A 14763-nucleotide genomic window follows, 5' to 3' on the forward strand; every position below is an offset into this window, starting at 1 on the left:
CCGTTACCCGGATTGGGGAACATGCGTCAGAGGGCGTATTTGACCAGGATATAGAGCAAAATCAGGGCAGCCGCCGCGGCACCGGCGATGAGGCCAAGGCGCTTTTCGATGAATTCGCGGATCGGCTCGCCGTAGCGGCGCAGCAGCCAGGCCAGAAGCAGGAAGCGTCCGCCGCGCGCCACGATCGCCAGCGCGATGAACAGCAAAAGGTTGACGCCGATGACGCCCGACAGGATCGTCACCACCTTGATCGGCGGCAGGTGGGCGGCGCCCGAGGTGATCAGCATCAGGATGATGAAGCCGATGCCCGAAGAGACGCGCAGCGCCTCGAACTCGTCATACTTGCCGTAAAATTCCAGGATCGGCTTGGCCAGCGCGTCATAGGCGTAGTGGCCGATGAACCAGCCGGCGATGCCGCCCAGCACGGAGGCGACGGTGGCGATCAGTGCATAGCGGTAGGCGCGATCCGGCCGCGACAGCGCCATCGGCAGATAAAGCACATCGGCCGGCACCAGGAACACCGAGCTTTCGACGAAGGCGATGAAGGCCAGCCACCATTCGGCGGATTTGCGCGCCGCCAGCGACAAGGTCCAGTCGTACAGTCCGCGAAGCATCGGCTCTCCTAATGTCGTAGATGACTACCGCACGTCGCCCACATGCACGGTCTGGCCGGCATAGGGGCAGGCAGAAAACCAGGGCATGGATGAAGCAGGGGGCATGCGTGACACCAAGACCCGAAGCGCGCCGCGTTCCTTCTTCCGGACGCCAGGCGCTTCGACACGACGCTTGTCTAGAAAAATTTTCCGCGCCGCACAATGGCAGTGCCCGCAGGAAACCGAAAGGTGCGGTTTGGTCGCGGCTCCGCACGCTATCGGCAACAGGCCAGTTGACGAACAGGCCTCTGACCGTATAGTCCGCGCCCATCCAGGCCGCCCGGCCTGAGCCCCTATGGCGGAATTGGTAGACGCGCTCGACTCAAAATCGAGTTCCGCAAGGAGTGCTGGTTCGATCCCGGCTAGGGGCACCATTTCAGTCGCCGCTTCGATGCGTCTGCCGCTGCTTTCCCGATCGGCGCTTCGGCAATGCGGATATGGTGTCGAGGTCGTCGTGAGCGGCTCAGGCCGATGTCGAAGAGCGACATCCGGGGGCGACTCGGCCGGGTGCAGGACTGCATCTTCGGCCTGTCCAATGTGGTAGCCGGCTTCACGCTTCAGGACCTATGTTGGGCGCCTACCGTTCCTCGGTGTGGATATATTCCGGCCTTGAGATTGCCCCTTGCATCAGTTGTCGCTTATCTACCCGGAAAGGGAGGAACTCATGCCGATTCGTCAGAAAGCGCAGGAAGCTGGGGTCTTCGATTCCTCCGAAGTGGCCCTCCTTGGCCGCGTGTTCGACAGGCTGAAGCTCGACGCCCGATCGGCCCAGGAACGTGAAGCGATTTCATCCCGCATAATTGCGAATTACATGGCCGGGATCAGGGATGAGGACGAATTGGTTTCGGCATCCAGACAGCCGCTAGGACGCTAGCGCAATTCTGGTGCAAGTCGCGTCGAAACGATTCATCGACGAGCTTCGGAATTCATCCGGGTTCAACAGGGAACTCCCGCGAAGCTGAATTCGGCGATCGTGCCGTCCTCCGATCTGGTAACCCGAACAAACAGCGCACCCGGAATGCGGGGTTGCATCGGATGCCCGGTTGCCCGTCTGGCAGCCCCCGCGGGACTTGAAGCCGCCACCTCGTGCGTGCCGATAATTCTCTCGCCCAGGATTTCCTCCACCTTGTAGCTGGTCATTTTCCCCTTTGGGCGACGATCTTGACTATCGACAGAAGGAGCCCGGCCTGCTTTTGGCGGTAGGTTCGGCACTTGGCGAGCAGGCCGGGCTGTGCTCCGGCTGTCTGGTACCTTGGTGGAGGGCTTAGCCGGTGCGAAAGGCAGACTGTCTCCTTCTCCTCGGACCCGCAATTGGGACTGAAGTCCGAAGCATCGGCGCATTGGTCCTAAACCCTGAACATAAGCCGCCGTTCCTCATTGGCGTGGAAGCCGTCGAGTAAAGTCCCTTCATCGACGGTCCGTGGACGCCCGCCGTTGCTGCGAGCGGCGGGTGTCCGACTTCCGGGAGAAAGACATGCAGCTTGGCGAGATCATCGCGAACACCTTCGCCGTCCTGCTGCTGATTTGTTTTCTCGCGATCGTGTTCTTCCTGTTTGGAAAGCCGCTGTGGCCGGACCACCATGCTCATATGTCCATTATTCTCCCGGTCGACGCGATGACCACGGCTTCGGTGAGTCGGACCGCCGCGCATCCTCACCTGCCGGAGACTTTCGACATGGCCCTCGCTCGCCCAAGGCCGTCCCCGTAGGGCTCCGTGGCCGGCCGCTTTCCCATTGGCGGCTTCCCGTTGAAGTGTCCGCTGGTTCCGGCAGGCGGATTTCTTGCATTCAACGCCTGTTCCTCGCGATCCGCGCGCTACCGCCGGAAGCACCGGGGAAGAAAGAGGACGAGCGGCTCAACTCGGGCCCGGCTAGCCGTTCCAAGTTCCTGAAGAGCAATGAAGACTAGCCTCACACTCGCGGCCGGATTTCGTGAGATGGACCAAAGTCCCAGGGTTTGCTCCCAAAGGTCTTATGTTACCACTTAAGTTCCGTGAATGTCCTTTATATGTTCGAATGAATTAGCTAATTCTGATGTCTGCCACGCGGAAAAGCGCTGAAGAAAAATGGATTCACCGCCGGCAAGCGACGTGAATTATACCCAAAATCGTATCACCTTTGTAACTCTTTGTTGAAAAATTGCGACTGTTGCTCAAGTAGCTGCTGGCAAATAAACGCTATCAATACAGTGACTGTTTACCCCATGAAGCAACCGAATGCTCAGGCTTGAAGCAAGCATCCACGCGTCCGGAAGATGCGAGCGCGTCTATCGTCTCTTGAGCAGGCTCTTCATCCGGTTGCGCAGCAGGCGGGCCATGTTGCGGGTCTCTCGGTAGAGATGCAGTTGCGAGGCCGCCTGGCGGGCGAGGCGGTCGGCGTCCGGCGTCAGGCCGATCACCAGCGTGCCCATCGGCTTGCGCTCGGTCCACAGCCGGCTCATCACCGGATGGTCGGGCACGGCACAGGAATCGGTCATCATGATATTGGGGTCGTCGAGATGCTGCCTGGTCACCTCGATCATCAGCAGCGTGCCTGGGGAATAGCCGGCCAGCGTTTCGTCGTAGGCCGTCTTCCAGGTGTAGGCGACGCCGGCTTCGACGAAGACGATCAGGCATGCAATGGTGCGGCCGTCGAGCGTCAGCGAATGGATGCGGCACAGGTCCTGTTCGGCCAGCCTGTGTACGGCCTCGCGGGCGAAGGCGGCGCGGTAGCGGTCGACCGCCATGGCCGTGCGCTCGCGGCCCTTCCAGCCGGCCGCCTCCAGCGTCAGGAAGCTCTCGATGGCGTGACGGATCTCGTCGGGGCCGCGCGCCACGACATGGTTGAGCTTGCCGAGGTCGCCCAGCCGCCGCTTGAGGCGGCGGAACTCGCGGTAGTGGTGCGCACGCAGCGAGGTCTTGAGATAGTCGTCGCCGTCGCGTTCGCTTTCGAGCAGCGGACGCTGGGCGTTACCGGTGGTGACCAGCATCAGGCCACGCGTCTCGGCCACAGTGGCAACCAGGCTCGCCACCGCGCCGTCGAGCCTGATGTCGGGCAGGACGAACACTTTCGGCAGCTTCAGATGCGGGCGCGACAGCATCGAGAAGAAATCCTCGAGGACACCGACCGGATCGTCGCGGTCGACCAGCGGAGTGCCGAGCGGGCCGAACGGGCTCGACCATGTGCGCATGACCGGAACCCCGAGCGGCACCACCGGCCGCTCCACCGAGAACGGCACCAGAAGGCGTAGCCGGTTGCGGTATTCATCGCCGTCACGGATGACGGCCAGACGCACCTCGCGGTCTTCCAGCCGGGGCATTGCGGGCGCGAGGAAACGCGGGTTGAAGAAGACATTGGGCTCGATGGTGCGGGCGCACAGATAATCCAGCTCCTCGACGAGGTCGAACCCGGCCGACGCCGGATAGATGGCCAGTTTCCGCTCGGGCCGGTTGTTGGCGAGGATCTCGATATGGGCCGGGTCGGTGTCGCGCCCCAGTCCGGCAAGGCCGGACACCATGGCACCGGCGGGGCCGCCGCTGGTTTCCTCGAGCAAGGGGATGGCGGCCATCACGCGGCTCCTTTGGTTGGCACGAAGATCGCCATGACGATGCCGAGCTTGCGCCAGACCGTGAAGGACAGCGCGCCGGCCTCGAAGATCATGGCGAAGGCGGTGGCCATGGCGGCGCCCCACAGGCCGAAAAGCGGGATCAGCACCACGTTGAGGCCAATGTTGAAGGCCAGCGTCATGGCATAGACGGCGGCGCAGACATTCTGGTTGCCGCTCATGGTGAGCAGGCTTTCGCACGGGCCTACGGCGGCGCGCGCCACGACGCCGAAGACGAGCAGGAACAGAAGCGGATAACCCGATGTGAATTCGGGGCCGAACAGCATCAGCATCGGTTTGCCAAGCGCCAGCACCAGCAGCGCCATCGCGAGCGATGGCCAGAAGGTCCACGACACCGTCTCGCGGGCAAAGGCGGCAAGCTTTTCCGGCTCGCCATGGGTGAACTGGGCATAGCGCTGTGCGACGCCTGCCTTGACGGCGAAGTAGACGAAATGCACCAGTGCCAGTGTCTTGACCGTGGCGAAATAGACGGCGACGTCGTTGGGGTCCATATAGGCGCCGACCATCAGCACGTCGGCATTGGTGAGCAGGAAAAAGAAGCTTTCGACCAGGAAGATCGGCAGCGAGACGATGAACCATTGTGCGAAATGCACCTTCATCGGCCCGGCCGGAATCTGCCTTTCCATGCGCCGGGTGACGCCGATAAGCTGGGCGAGCGTGGTGACGTAAGTGGCGGCGATCGAGGCGAAGATCGCGGTCTTCGCGTCGGGCGCGTAGCCGGCGAAAAGCATGAGCGCCATGAACAGCAGGATCAGCACGGGCCGTATCAGATAGGTCGGCGCCAGGGCGAACAGCGCCCAGCTGTTCGCCCTGGCCTGGCCTTGCAGCAGATCCGACAGCGCTATCATCGGCAGGCAGATGACGCCGAGGATGAACGGCACGACATAGTAGTTTTCGGTCCATGACGAGGCGAGCCACACGCCGAGCGCGCCGAGTCCGGCGATGACCGTCGAGGCGATCAGGACGAACAGGCGGCTGGCCACGACGATGCCGCGCAACTCGTCGATCAAACCGCGCTCGCGGTATTCGGGAATGAAACGGATGACCGAGGTGTGGAAGCCGAGGCAGGCGAGATTGCCGACGATGACCATGGTCACCCAGACAAGGACGAAGATGCCGTATTCGAACGAGCCCATCCAGCGTGCCATCAGCACCTGGCTGACGAAGGCAATGACGGCGCTGACGATGCGGATGGAAAAGGCGATGACCGACATGCGGCCGGCCTCGCCGCGCTCGTCGGCGGTGAACAGCACGGCGTCGACTCGGCCAAGCAACGGCTCCACGCGCAGCGCCAAACGCTGCGGCAAGAACCGCCCGGCTGTCGTGGCCGCGGAAAAGCGCACCCCGATTGTTCTCCGTTTTCCGCTTCTCTTCAGGCCTTGGTGTAGCGGAGACACCTTAAGAAAGGGTGGGTGGGAGAGGCGTGCACAATGGCAGAGGGGCGAGCGAGGACGACCGGCGTGGGTTCCATGCCGCAAGCAGGAGACAGGCGCTCTGTCGTTCCAACTCCCAGCCAAGCCTAAGGGCGGCGCGCTTCGCCGTGAGTTGCGACATAGTCGATCTCGGAACGGCTGATGCCGATGTCTTTCAGCATGAAATCGGGCATGGCCTCCAGGTGACGCCGCTCATGTCGGAGGCGCCGTCCGCGCGCCAGCCAAGCGAGGATGGCCATCAGCCGCAACGGTGGGGCGCGCAGCCTTGCCAGGAAGATAGCGATCTCGGGCATGATTTCTCCTCGCGACGCGTAAAAGACCTGCCGGCACTGCCGGCAGGCGGTGCCGTCAGTCGGCCTTTTTCATGGCCTCGCATGAGACATTCGGGTTCATGTCGGCGAAGGCGCCGGTCGGGTTCTGCTTCCAGGCCCAGACATGAAGTTCGTAGAAGGGGCCGAGGCCATAGCGGTTGGGGGCGCTGTCGAAGTTGAACAGTTGGCCTTCGAGCGACGCGGGACCCTTCGCGGTGATATATTCGACGGCCACCAGCTTCAGCGTGCCATCGGCCATCGGCTCGTACATCACGGCCTCCGGCTTGGCGACGTCTACGGCATCGTCCTTAAGATAGGCGCTGTTGACGTAGTGAATGCCCATCGCGCCCCCGGTGATGATACCGCTGGCGCAGGGAATCGGCGCATAGCCCTCGGCGGTGGCCGCCGCGACATTCACGAAGCGGCCGTTGGCCGCCCGCACCTCGGCGGCCAGCCGATTGCCACTCTCCGCAGATGCGGCAGTGGCGGCGATTGCCATAGTGGACAGCGCGGCAAAGCGCCAGAAATTGGCGTTCATTTTATCCTCCATTGGTTGTCGGTGACGCGCAGGCGGGCAGGACCGGCCAGTAAGGCCCCTGCTGCCATGCCTGCGCGTTGGATTGGCAATTGCGGGACGGGGTCCGATCCGTCCCTCTCTAACCGGGCGGCGGTCTCATTGATGCCACGACCAGTATTCCCAGTAGTCCCGCCGCATCTCGTGCTCCGGCAGACCGACGTCCCGTCTTAGATAATCGTCTTGCGGTGGCAGGCGCCTGCGCCGGCTTCGCAACGGCGCGAGCAGCGCGGACACAATCCGCGATGCGAGACCACGCCGGGAGGATGCATGGTCGAACGCCACGATGGTGGCTGCCGTTTCGGGAGGAAACAGCGGGGAAAGCCGGCACCCATCGTTGTCCAGGACGATCTCACGCTCATTGTTCCATCCTTGGTCCATAGGGTCAGCGATAAAAGTAAGGGTCCAGGACCCTCACCTCCGTGATCTTGTCCACCGGGAGCGAATTCTTCTGCGCCGTGCTGTGGATCGCCTCCGGCGAGGGGGCGTCGTAGATGCAGAAACTCTTGTTCTTGTCGGGCGATACGAAGGACTGCAGCCAGGTGACCCCCTTCTCGGCGTTGCGCATGATGATGCCGCCGAGCGCCGTTGCGCCGACGTCGTTCGTCGGCACGTTGAGCCCGTCGGGGAATGTCCGTTCGATCAGATAGCGAGGCATTGAGTGGCTTCCTTTTGTGACTGATTCACGCTCGAAATGAGCGCGGTTGGAGAAAAATCACGATCGTCGAAAGCGCACATCGGAGCCTTTCCCCATATTGCGCGGGACGATTCCCTATGTTTTCGACGTTTGGTCTGGGAGCCACACTGCGGATACCGAAGCGGGGGTAATTTTGGAGAAGGGTCGAGCGACGACGAAACTTTTGGGCCGGTGATGATGCTTCTGGAGCGGCAGGCACAACTCGATCAATTGGAGGAACTGCTCGCGGAGGCGGCGAGCGGTCGCGGCCGCGTGGCGGCATTGCTGGGCGAGGCCGGGGCCGGAAAGACGGCACTCGTCGAGGCGTTCGTTACCGGTGCCAGGCAGCACGTTTCCATATTCCGCAGCGCTTGCGAGGACCTGTCGATTCCCGATCCGCTGGGACCCCTCTATGATCTGGCCCGGGACGCGCAGTGGGCACTGCCCCGGGCAATCGATGACCGCCAAGGTCAGCGGCTGCCCCTCTTTTCAGACGCTCTCGAGGTTTTCGAGGCGAGGTCTCGGCCGGGTTTGCTGGTCATTGAGGATATGCACTGGGCCGACGACGCGACCCTCGATTTCGTCCGTTTCCTGGGCCGGCGCATCACCAACACGCACATGCTGGTGCTGTTCACGGCGCGCACCGACCGCAGCGAAGGGCAGATGCGCGCGCGCCGGGTGCTCGGCGAAATTCCAGCCGGCAACGTCCAGCGCATCGAAGTGCCATTGCTCAGCGAAGCGGCGGTGTTGTCGCTTGCCGAGGCAGCCAACCGCGACGGCAGCGCAATCTATCGCGCCACCGCGGGCAACGCTTTCTTCGTCACCGAATTGCTGGCTGCCGAAAGCGAGATGATCCCGCCGGCCAGTGTCCGCGACGCCGTGCTGGCGCGTGCCGAGCGCCTGTCGCGCGGAGCGCGCTCGATGCTCGACGCGGTGTCGGTGTTTCCACGCCGCGCCGATGCCTGGGCGCTGCGCGGCCTCTGTGGCGTCGCCAGCGCCGGCCAGTTGGCGGAATGTGTCTCGAATGGCTTGCTCGACGATCTCGGTGATGGCTACGCGTTCCGGCACGAGATCGCCCGTCGCGCCATCGAGATGGCGCTGACCCCGAGCCATCGGCGCGAATTCAACCAACGCGCGCTTTCCGCACTGCAGGAAAACGCCGAGGTGGCGACCGCAAGGCTTGTGCACCATGCGGTTGAGGCCCAGAATCTGGAAGCGGTGCGCGAGCTTGCCCCGCTCGCAGCGCGCGAGGCTTCCCGCGTCGGCGCGCATCGCGATGCCGCCGGCTACTACGAAGTCGCCTTGCGGCATGCCGACAGCCTGCCGATGAGCGACCGGGCGAGGCTTTACGAAGGATATGCGTTTGAATGCCACCTGATCGGTCGCATCGACGCGGCCATCGAGGCGCAGGGTCAGGCGCGGCGGCTACAGCAGGCGCTGGGCGACACGCTCAGGGAGGGCGACAGCCTCAGATGCCTGTCGCGCTTCGCCTATCTGGTGGGTGACCGCGAACAGGCGCACCTGTTCGGGGCACAGGCAGTGGAACTGCTGGAACAGGCGCCTGCCAGTCCGGAGCTTGCCATGGCCTATTCCAATCTCTCGCAGCTGGCGATGCTGGCCGAGAAGCTCGATGAGACGCTGCTGCTCGGCGGCAAGGCAGTCGCTCTGGCCGAACGGTTGAACAAGCCGGAGATAATCTGTCACGCGCTCAACAATCTTGGCTCGGCCGAGCAGTGGCTTGACCTGCCCAAAGGTCGGCTGCACCTCGCCCGCAGTCTTGAAATCGCGCTCGTGCAGAATTTCCAGGAGCACGCGGCACGCGGCTTCACCAATTGCGCCTGCGCCGAAATGAACCAGCTCGATCTTGTGCGGGCGCAATCCTTTCTCGATCGCGGCATTGCCTATTGCGTTGAGAATGACCTCGCGACCTGGCGCGACTATATGCGGGGCGTGCAGGCGCAGCTGCTTTTGCGACGCGGCCTTTGGGATGATGCGGCCGCCATGGCTCTCGACGTCATCGACGATGGTGCAACGACGGCCCTGGTGCGTTACCCATCCTTGGTCGCGCTGGCGAAACTGCGCATAAGGCGAGGCGATCCGGCTGGGCCGGTGCTGGAGGAAATGAAGCGGTTCCTGGATAGGGGAATGGAGCTGCAGCGGCTGGCACCTTACACGGCGTCGATGGCCGAACTGGCATGGCTTGGGCAAGGCGACCCTAATGAGGCGCTTCGCCTGATCGATCTGGCAGAAAGCCTGTCGCCGACGAGGGCGATGTTCGCCGAGCTGGCCGTCTGGCGGCTCCTCTTGTCGCCTGAAAGCGACCCTGGCGATACGACCGGCATGGCGGAGCCCTATCGCCTGCTGCTCGCCGGCGACTGGAACGGTGCCGCGACGCTGTGGGCCCGGCTGGGCGCTCCGTTCGAGCAGGCGCTCGCCCTGCTGCACGGCGACGAGCCGGCCCTGCGCTTGGCCCTGGACATATTCGAGGGTCTCGGTGCCCGGCCGGTCGCCCAGCACGTCCGCGCCGTCATGCGGCAGAATGGCGTCAATAACATTGCAAGGGGACCGCGGCAGACCACGCGCGCCAATCAAGCTGGCCTGACGCTGCGCCAGATGCAGGTTCTGCAGCTGATCGAACGCGGTTTCTCCAACAAGAGGATAGCCGAGCACCTGACCATCTCACCGAAGACCGTCGATCATCATGTCTCGGCGGTGCTGGGCAAGCTGGACGCCATTTCGCGTGGCGAGGCGACCGCCGCCGCGCGCGATTCCGGGCTGATCTGAGCACGTAGGAATCGCGCCCGGGTCAGAAATCCGGGAACGTGAGCCCCGCAGGTTTTCCTTTACGCGAAAGCTCCGTGGCAGTGCTTGTATTTCTTGCCGGAGCCGCAGGGGCACGCTTCGTTGCGGCCGACCTTGCCCCAGGTGGCGGGGTTGTTGGGGTCGCGGTCTTCGGGGGCAACGATGGCGTTGCTTTCCTGGCGCACCAGAAGGGCGGTTTCGCCGCCTTCGAAATCATTCTCGCCGGTGGTGCCGTCAATATGCGTGCCGAACATGTCGGGGGCTTCCGGCGGCGGGGCCTCGGCAGCCTGGCGGACCAGTTCGACGCGCATCAGCTGCGCGGTGACGGCCTGGCGCAGATTGCCCAGCATCGCCTGGAACAGCTCGAACGCCTCGCTCTTGTATTCCTGCAAAGGATCGCGCTGGGCGTAGCCGCGGAAGCCGACGACCGAACGCAGATGGTCGAGGTTGACGATGTGCTCGCGCCACAGATGGTCGAGCGTCTGCAGCACCACCGAGCGCTCGACATAGGTCATCACCTCGGGCCCGAAGCGCTCCGCGCGCTCCTTGGCGGCGGCATCGGCGGCTTGGGTTATGCGCTCGCGAATGTCGTCTTCGGCGATGCCTTCTTCCTTGGCCCATTCCTCGATCGGCAGGTCGAGATTGAGGAACTCGGCGACCTCGGCCTTCAACCCGGCGACATCCCACTGCTCGGCATAGGCGTTCTCGGGAATGGCCTTGGCGACGATCTCGTCGATGACGCCTTCGCGCATCTCGGCAATGGTTTCCGACAGGCCTTCGCCGTCCATCAGCTCGATGCGCTGTTCGAACACAACCTTGCGCTGGTCGTTCGAGACGTCGTCATATTTCAGAAGATTCTTGCGGATGTCGAAGTTGCGCGCCTCGACCTTCTTCTGCGCCTTTTCCAGCGCCTTGTTGATCCAGGGATGGATGATGGCCTCGTCTTCCTTGAGGCCGAGCTTCTGCAACATGCCGTCCATGCGCTCGGAGCCGAAGATGCGCATCAGATCGTCCTGCAGCGACAGGAAGAATTTCGAGCGGCCGGGGTCGCCCTGACGGCCGGAGCGGCCACGAAGCTGGTTGTCGATGCGGCGTGATTCATGGCGCTCGGTGGCGAGCACGTAGAGGCCGCCGGCGGCCAGCGCCTTTTCCTTCAGGCGCTCGACGTCGGCATGGATTTCCTTTTCCCGCGCCTCGCGCTCGGGCCCTTCAGGCATGTCGCCCAGTTCCTCGGCAATGCGCATCTCGGCATTGCCGCCGAGCTTGATGTCGGTGCCGCGGCCCGCCATGTTGGTGGCGATGGTGATGGCGCCGGGCTTGCCGGCCTGGGCGACGATCGCAGCCTCGCGCTCGTGGTGGCGGGCGTTGAGCACCTCGAAATCCTTAAAACCTTCCTTGCGCAGCCGCTCGGCCAGTTGCTCGGACTTCTCGATCGAGGTGGTGCCGACCAGCGTCGGCTGGCCCTTGGCGCTGGCTTCGCGGATCTCCTTGACGATCGCCTTGTATTTTTCCTCGACCGTCCGGTAGACCTCGTCGTCCTCGTCCTTGCGGATGACCGGCAGGTTGGTCGGGATCTCGGTGACTTCGAGGCCGTAGATATTGCCGAATTCCTCGGCCTCGGTCAGCGCCGTGCCGGTCATGCCGGAAAGCTTCTTGTAGAGGCGGAAATAGTTCTGGAAGGTAACGGAGGCGAGCGTCTGGTTCTCCGGCTGGATCGCCACATGCTCCTTGGCTTCAAGCGCCTGGTGCAGGCCTTCCGAATAGCGGCGGCCGGGCATCATGCGGCCGGTGAACTCGTCGATAATGACGATCTCGCCATTGCGCACGATATAGTCCTTGTCGCGCTGGAACAGGCGATGCGCCTTCAGCGCATTGTTGACGTGATGGACGATGGCGACGTTCTCGACGTCATAGAGCGACTCGCCCTTGAGCAGGCCGGCGTCGCGCAGCAGGTTCTCGAGCTTCTCGGTGCCTTCCTCGGTGAAGATGGAGGTCTTCTGCTTCTCGTCGATCTCATAATCCTGCGGCTGCAGCTGGATGATGAAAGTGTCGATGGTGTTGTACATTTCCGAACGGTCCTCGAGGGGACCGGAAATGATCAGCGGCGTGCGCGCCTCGTCGACCAGGATGGAATCGACTTCGTCGACGATCGCGTAGTTGTGACCACGCTGCACCATCTGGGCGCGCTCGTATTTCATGTTGTCGCGTAGATAGTCGAAGCCGAGTTCGTTGTTGGTCGCATAGGTGACGTCGGCGGCGTAGGCGACGCGGCGCTCCTCGTCGGACAGGCCATGGACGATGACGCCGACCGAGAGGCCGAGGAACTTGTAGACGCGGCCCATCCATTCGGAGTCGCGGGTGGCGAGATAGTCGTTGACGGTGACGACGTGGACGCCATTGCCGGCCAGTGCATTGAGATAGACGGGCAAGGTCGCGACCAGCGTCTTGCCCTCACCGGTGCGCATCTCGGCGATGCCGCCATTGTGCAGCACCATGCCGCCGATCAGCTGGACGTCGAAGGGGCGCATGCCGAGGACACGGCGCGCCGCCTCGCGGGCGGTGGCGAAGGCCGGGATCAGCAGGTCCTCGAGGCTGGCGCCGTTGGCGATATCCTGGCGGAATTTTTCCGTGCGGCCGGCGAGCTCTGCATCGGAGAGCGCCCGCATCTCGTTCTCCATGGCATTGATCGCCTCGACACGGGGCCGGGTCGACTTGACCCTACGGTCGTTGGAGGAGCCGAAAACCTTACGGGCGAGACCGCCGAGACTGACCATCCAATGGTCCTTTCGATAGAATTCTCAAACTGAGACGAGCGCCGGCCGGCCCCATCAAATCCACGTGAACGCGCCGCCTGTATACGGGCAACGCAAAAAGCGCCCGGAAAACGGTTCTGGACGCAAAGTCGTTGGACAGATAAGAGGGGGCTCAACTGATGTCAACGCCGCGCTGGCCCTGCCGGTCGCGCCAAATTCGGCCACAATCTGGCTGATCTGGAAGCCTCCCGTCCTTCACATCCTCACCGGAGTCATCTTAATGTCCTTGTTGTTCCGCCGTGCGTCGCTCGCCAGCCTCGGTCTGGCCGTCGGCCTGTCGGCTCTTTGCCTGTCGCAGCTGATGGCGCAGGAAACCGCACCAGCCCAGCCGGCACCACCAGCGGCACCGGCCGCACCGGCGGCACCGGTCGATCCGAATACAGTGGTCGCAACCGTCAACGGTCAACCCCTCACCGAAGCAGATCTCGTGCTTGCCGAAGGCGAGCTGTCGCAGCAGTTCGCGCAACTCCCGGCCGAGCAACGCCGCGCCGCGGCGCTTTCGGCCGCAATCGAGATCCGCGTCATGGCCGCCCAGGCCGTCTCGACCGGTCTCGACAAGGATCCCGACTTCCAGCGCCGCATGGCCTTCCTGCAGCAGCGCGCGCTGCATGGCGAGATGGTCGAGAAGGGCGTCGTCGACAAGGTCACCGACGCCGAGATCCGCGCCCGCTACGACCAGGAGATCGCCAACACGCCGCCGGTCAACGAGGTGCATGCCCGTCACATCCTCGTGAAGACGAAGGAAGAGGCCGAGGCGATCATCAAGCAACTCGACGGCGGCGCCGATTTCCAGAAGCTCGCCAACGAGCACACCTCGGATCCGAGCGGCAAGACCAGTGGCGGCGATCTCGGCTGGTTCGGACCTGGCCAGATGGTGCCGGAATTCGACAAGGCCGCTTTCGCGCTTGAGGTCGGCAAATACACCGAGCAGCCGGTGCAGTCACAGTTCGGCTGGCATGTCATCAAGCTCGAGGACAAGCGCACCAAGCAGCCGCCGGCCTTCGACGACGTCAAGGACCAGGCCAAGCAGGCGGTCATCCGCGACAAGTATTTCGCGCTGGTCAAGTCGCTGCGCGCCGATGCCAAGGTCGAGATTCCCGATGCCAATTTGAAGAAGGCCGTCGATACGCTGGAAAGCGCCAAGTAAGCCAGAACGGTTTCGAAAAAGGGGCGCGGCGGCCAAAGGGCGCCGCGCCCTTTTTGCGCCAGTTCAGCCGTCGGGCGCTTCTATGCCTCGCAGGAGGTAGCGGACCACCGTGCGGATCGTCGCCTCGCCCTCGTCGAGCCGGTTGGTCAGGAGCTGCCGCCAGGCATAGGAAGCCACCAGGTCGGCGGCCACAGCCGGATCGACATCGGCCGCGACCTCGCCCCTTGCCCTGGCGCGCTCGATGATCTGGCCGGTGTGGGCGCGGCGCCCGCCGGTATAGCCGGCAAGGGCCGCGGCCGTCGTTTCGTCCGACTGCGCCTCGGCAATCAGCGACCTGAACACGCTGCCCGACGACGTCTCGCGCCAGTGCGCGAACAGGTTCTTAAGGAAGCCGACGAGATCCTCTTCCAGCCTTCCCGTATCGGGAACATCGACGCGTTTCTGCCGCTGATAGACCTCCAGCAGCAGCGAGGCCTTGCTCGGCCACCAGCGATAGATGGTCGGCTTGCCGGCGCGCGCCCGCCGCGCCACCGCCTCGATCGAGAAGCCGGCATAGCCAGCCTCGACCAACACCGCTTCGGCCGCTTCGAGAATAGCGTCAGCGCTGGCGGGATTGCGCCGCGCGCCAATGGATTTGCGCGCCGTATCCGCCTCTTCGGCCATTCCTGTCGCCCTCGCCGTCGGTTAGGCCGGCAATATAAGGGATCCGACGATGAAACGAAACGGCCCGTTCTTGGCGGCTGACGCGGGA

13 protein-coding genes and 1 tRNA gene are annotated in these 14763 nt (G+C 63.5%); 5 read left to right on the forward strand and 9 right to left on the reverse strand.

The genetic code is table 11. From position 1 onward, the window contains the following. Positions 1 to 26 precede the first annotated feature (26 nt). Positions 27 to 614 carry a YqaA family protein gene (locus tag LB532_RS29270; protein WP_140640302.1) on the reverse strand — a complete coding sequence of 196 codons (588 nt, stop codon included), beginning with the start codon at positions 612 to 614 and terminating at the stop codon, positions 27 to 29. 328 nt (positions 615 to 942) lie between these two features. Here LB532_RS29270 and LB532_RS29275 point away from each other — a divergent pair. After that, positions 943 to 1027 (forward strand) — tRNA-Leu (locus LB532_RS29275). A gap of 290 nt (positions 1028 to 1317) precedes the next feature. Then, on the forward strand, positions 1318 to 1527 hold the full coding sequence (locus LB532_RS29280; protein ID WP_140640304.1) for a hypothetical protein: 210 nt from the start codon (positions 1318 to 1320) through the stop codon (positions 1525 to 1527). A gap of 62 nt (positions 1528 to 1589) precedes the next feature. On the opposite strand, the gene LB532_RS29285 is transcribed toward LB532_RS29280, so the two are convergent. Further along, the gene (locus tag LB532_RS29285) at positions 1590 to 1793 is read right to left on the reverse strand and encodes a hypothetical protein (RefSeq protein WP_140640306.1); all 204 of its coding nucleotides are present in this window, start codon (positions 1791 to 1793) and stop codon (positions 1590 to 1592) included. A 334-nt stretch (positions 1794 to 2127) separates the two neighbouring features. Here LB532_RS29285 and LB532_RS29290 point away from each other — a divergent pair, with 334 nt between their 5' ends. After that, complete coding sequence (locus LB532_RS29290; RefSeq protein WP_140640308.1) at positions 2128 to 2361, forward strand: polymerase; 234 nt, start codon at positions 2128 to 2130, stop codon at positions 2359 to 2361. A gap of 557 nt (positions 2362 to 2918) precedes the next feature. Here LB532_RS29290 and LB532_RS29295 read toward each other — a convergent pair. The 5 genes from LB532_RS29295 to LB532_RS29315 all read right to left on the reverse strand — a co-directional run bounded on the left by LB532_RS29295 (position 2919) and on the right by LB532_RS29315 (position 7232). Continuing rightward, positions 2919 to 4199: a GNAT family N-acetyltransferase gene (locus tag LB532_RS29295; protein WP_140640310.1), complete on the reverse strand. Its 1281-nt coding sequence runs from the start codon at positions 4197 to 4199 to the stop codon at positions 2919 to 2921. After that, on the reverse strand, positions 4199 to 5599 hold the full coding sequence (locus LB532_RS29300) for a lipopolysaccharide biosynthesis protein (protein ID WP_140640315.1): 1401 nt from the start codon (positions 5597 to 5599) through the stop codon (positions 4199 to 4201). Before LB532_RS29300 ends, LB532_RS29295 begins: the two co-directional genes overlap by 1 nt. A 176-nt stretch (positions 5600 to 5775) precedes the next feature. Further along, positions 5776 to 5982 carry a DUF1127 domain-containing protein gene (locus LB532_RS29305; RefSeq protein ID WP_140640318.1) on the reverse strand — a complete coding sequence of 69 codons (207 nt, stop codon included), beginning with the start codon at positions 5980 to 5982 and terminating at the stop codon, positions 5776 to 5778. Between the two features lie 55 nt (positions 5983 to 6037). Next, positions 6038 to 6538, reverse strand: coding sequence for a hypothetical protein (locus tag LB532_RS29310; protein WP_140640320.1), 501 nt, complete (start codon positions 6536 to 6538; stop codon positions 6038 to 6040). A gap of 421 nt (positions 6539 to 6959) precedes the next feature. Further along, positions 6960 to 7232, reverse strand: a complete 273-nt coding sequence (locus LB532_RS29315; RefSeq protein ID WP_140640324.1) for a DUF4242 domain-containing protein — start codon at positions 7230 to 7232, stop codon at positions 6960 to 6962. A 213-nt stretch (positions 7233 to 7445) separates the two neighbouring features. Here LB532_RS29315 and LB532_RS29320 point away from each other — a divergent pair, with 213 nt between their 5' ends. Further along, positions 7446 to 10034 carry a helix-turn-helix transcriptional regulator gene (locus LB532_RS29320; protein WP_224557551.1) on the forward strand — a complete coding sequence of 863 codons (2589 nt, stop codon included), beginning with the start codon at positions 7446 to 7448 and terminating at the stop codon, positions 10032 to 10034. 59 nt (positions 10035 to 10093) lie between these two features. On the opposite strand, the gene secA is transcribed toward LB532_RS29320, so the two are convergent. Beyond that, positions 10094 to 12826: a preprotein translocase subunit SecA gene (gene secA / locus LB532_RS29325; protein WP_140640326.1), complete on the reverse strand. Its 2733-nt coding sequence runs from the start codon at positions 12824 to 12826 to the stop codon at positions 10094 to 10096. A gap of 259 nt (positions 12827 to 13085) precedes the next feature. On the opposite strand from secA, the gene LB532_RS29330 reads away from it, so the two are divergent. Beyond that, positions 13086 to 14012 (forward strand): peptidylprolyl isomerase, encoded by a 927-nt coding sequence (locus LB532_RS29330; RefSeq protein WP_140640328.1) that lies wholly within the window; start codon positions 13086 to 13088, stop codon positions 14010 to 14012. A 63-nt stretch (positions 14013 to 14075) separates the two neighbouring features. On the opposite strand, the gene LB532_RS29335 is transcribed toward LB532_RS29330, so the two are convergent. Continuing rightward, positions 14076 to 14675: a TetR/AcrR family transcriptional regulator gene (locus LB532_RS29335; RefSeq protein ID WP_140640330.1), complete on the reverse strand. Its 600-nt coding sequence runs from the start codon at positions 14673 to 14675 to the stop codon at positions 14076 to 14078. Positions 14676 to 14763: the final 88 nt, after the last annotated feature.

This window comes from Mesorhizobium sp. ESP-6-2 (assembly GCF_020164675.1).
Lineage (GTDB): Bacteria > Pseudomonadota > Alphaproteobacteria > Rhizobiales > Rhizobiaceae > Mesorhizobium.

What these genes read in the sequence shown, in the direction of transcription:
- LB532_RS29270 (WP_140640302.1), bottom strand. Translation starts at nt 614, where the DNA reads ATGCTTCGCGGACTGTACGACTGGACCTTGTCGCTGGCGGCGCGCAAA.
- LB532_RS29280 (WP_140640304.1), top strand. Translation starts at nt 1,318, where the DNA reads ATGCCGATTCGTCAGAAAGCGCAGGAAGCTGGGGTCTTCGATTCCTCC.
- LB532_RS29285 (WP_140640306.1), bottom strand. Translation starts at nt 1,793, where the DNA reads ATGACCAGCTACAAGGTGGAGGAAATCCTGGGCGAGAGAATTATCGGC.
- LB532_RS29290 (WP_140640308.1), top strand. Translation starts at nt 2,128, where the DNA reads ATGCAGCTTGGCGAGATCATCGCGAACACCTTCGCCGTCCTGCTGCTG.
- LB532_RS29295 (WP_140640310.1), bottom strand. Translation starts at nt 4,199, where the DNA reads ATGGCCGCCATCCCCTTGCTCGAGGAAACCAGCGGCGGCCCCGCCGGT.
- LB532_RS29305 (WP_140640318.1), bottom strand. Translation starts at nt 5,982, where the DNA reads ATGCCCGAGATCGCTATCTTCCTGGCAAGGCTGCGCGCCCCACCGTTG.
- LB532_RS29310 (WP_140640320.1), bottom strand. Translation starts at nt 6,538, where the DNA reads ATGAACGCCAATTTCTGGCGCTTTGCCGCGCTGTCCACTATGGCAATC.
- LB532_RS29315 (WP_140640324.1), bottom strand. Translation starts at nt 7,232, where the DNA reads ATGCCTCGCTATCTGATCGAACGGACATTCCCCGACGGGCTCAACGTG.
- LB532_RS29320 (WP_224557551.1), top strand. Translation starts at nt 7,446, where the DNA reads ATGATGCTTCTGGAGCGGCAGGCACAACTCGATCAATTGGAGGAACTG.
- secA (WP_140640326.1), bottom strand. Translation starts at nt 12,826, where the DNA reads ATGGTCAGTCTCGGCGGTCTCGCCCGTAAGGTTTTCGGCTCCTCCAAC.
- LB532_RS29330 (WP_140640328.1), top strand. Translation starts at nt 13,086, where the DNA reads ATGTCCTTGTTGTTCCGCCGTGCGTCGCTCGCCAGCCTCGGTCTGGCC.
- LB532_RS29335 (WP_140640330.1), bottom strand. Translation starts at nt 14,675, where the DNA reads ATGGCCGAAGAGGCGGATACGGCGCGCAAATCCATTGGCGCGCGGCGC.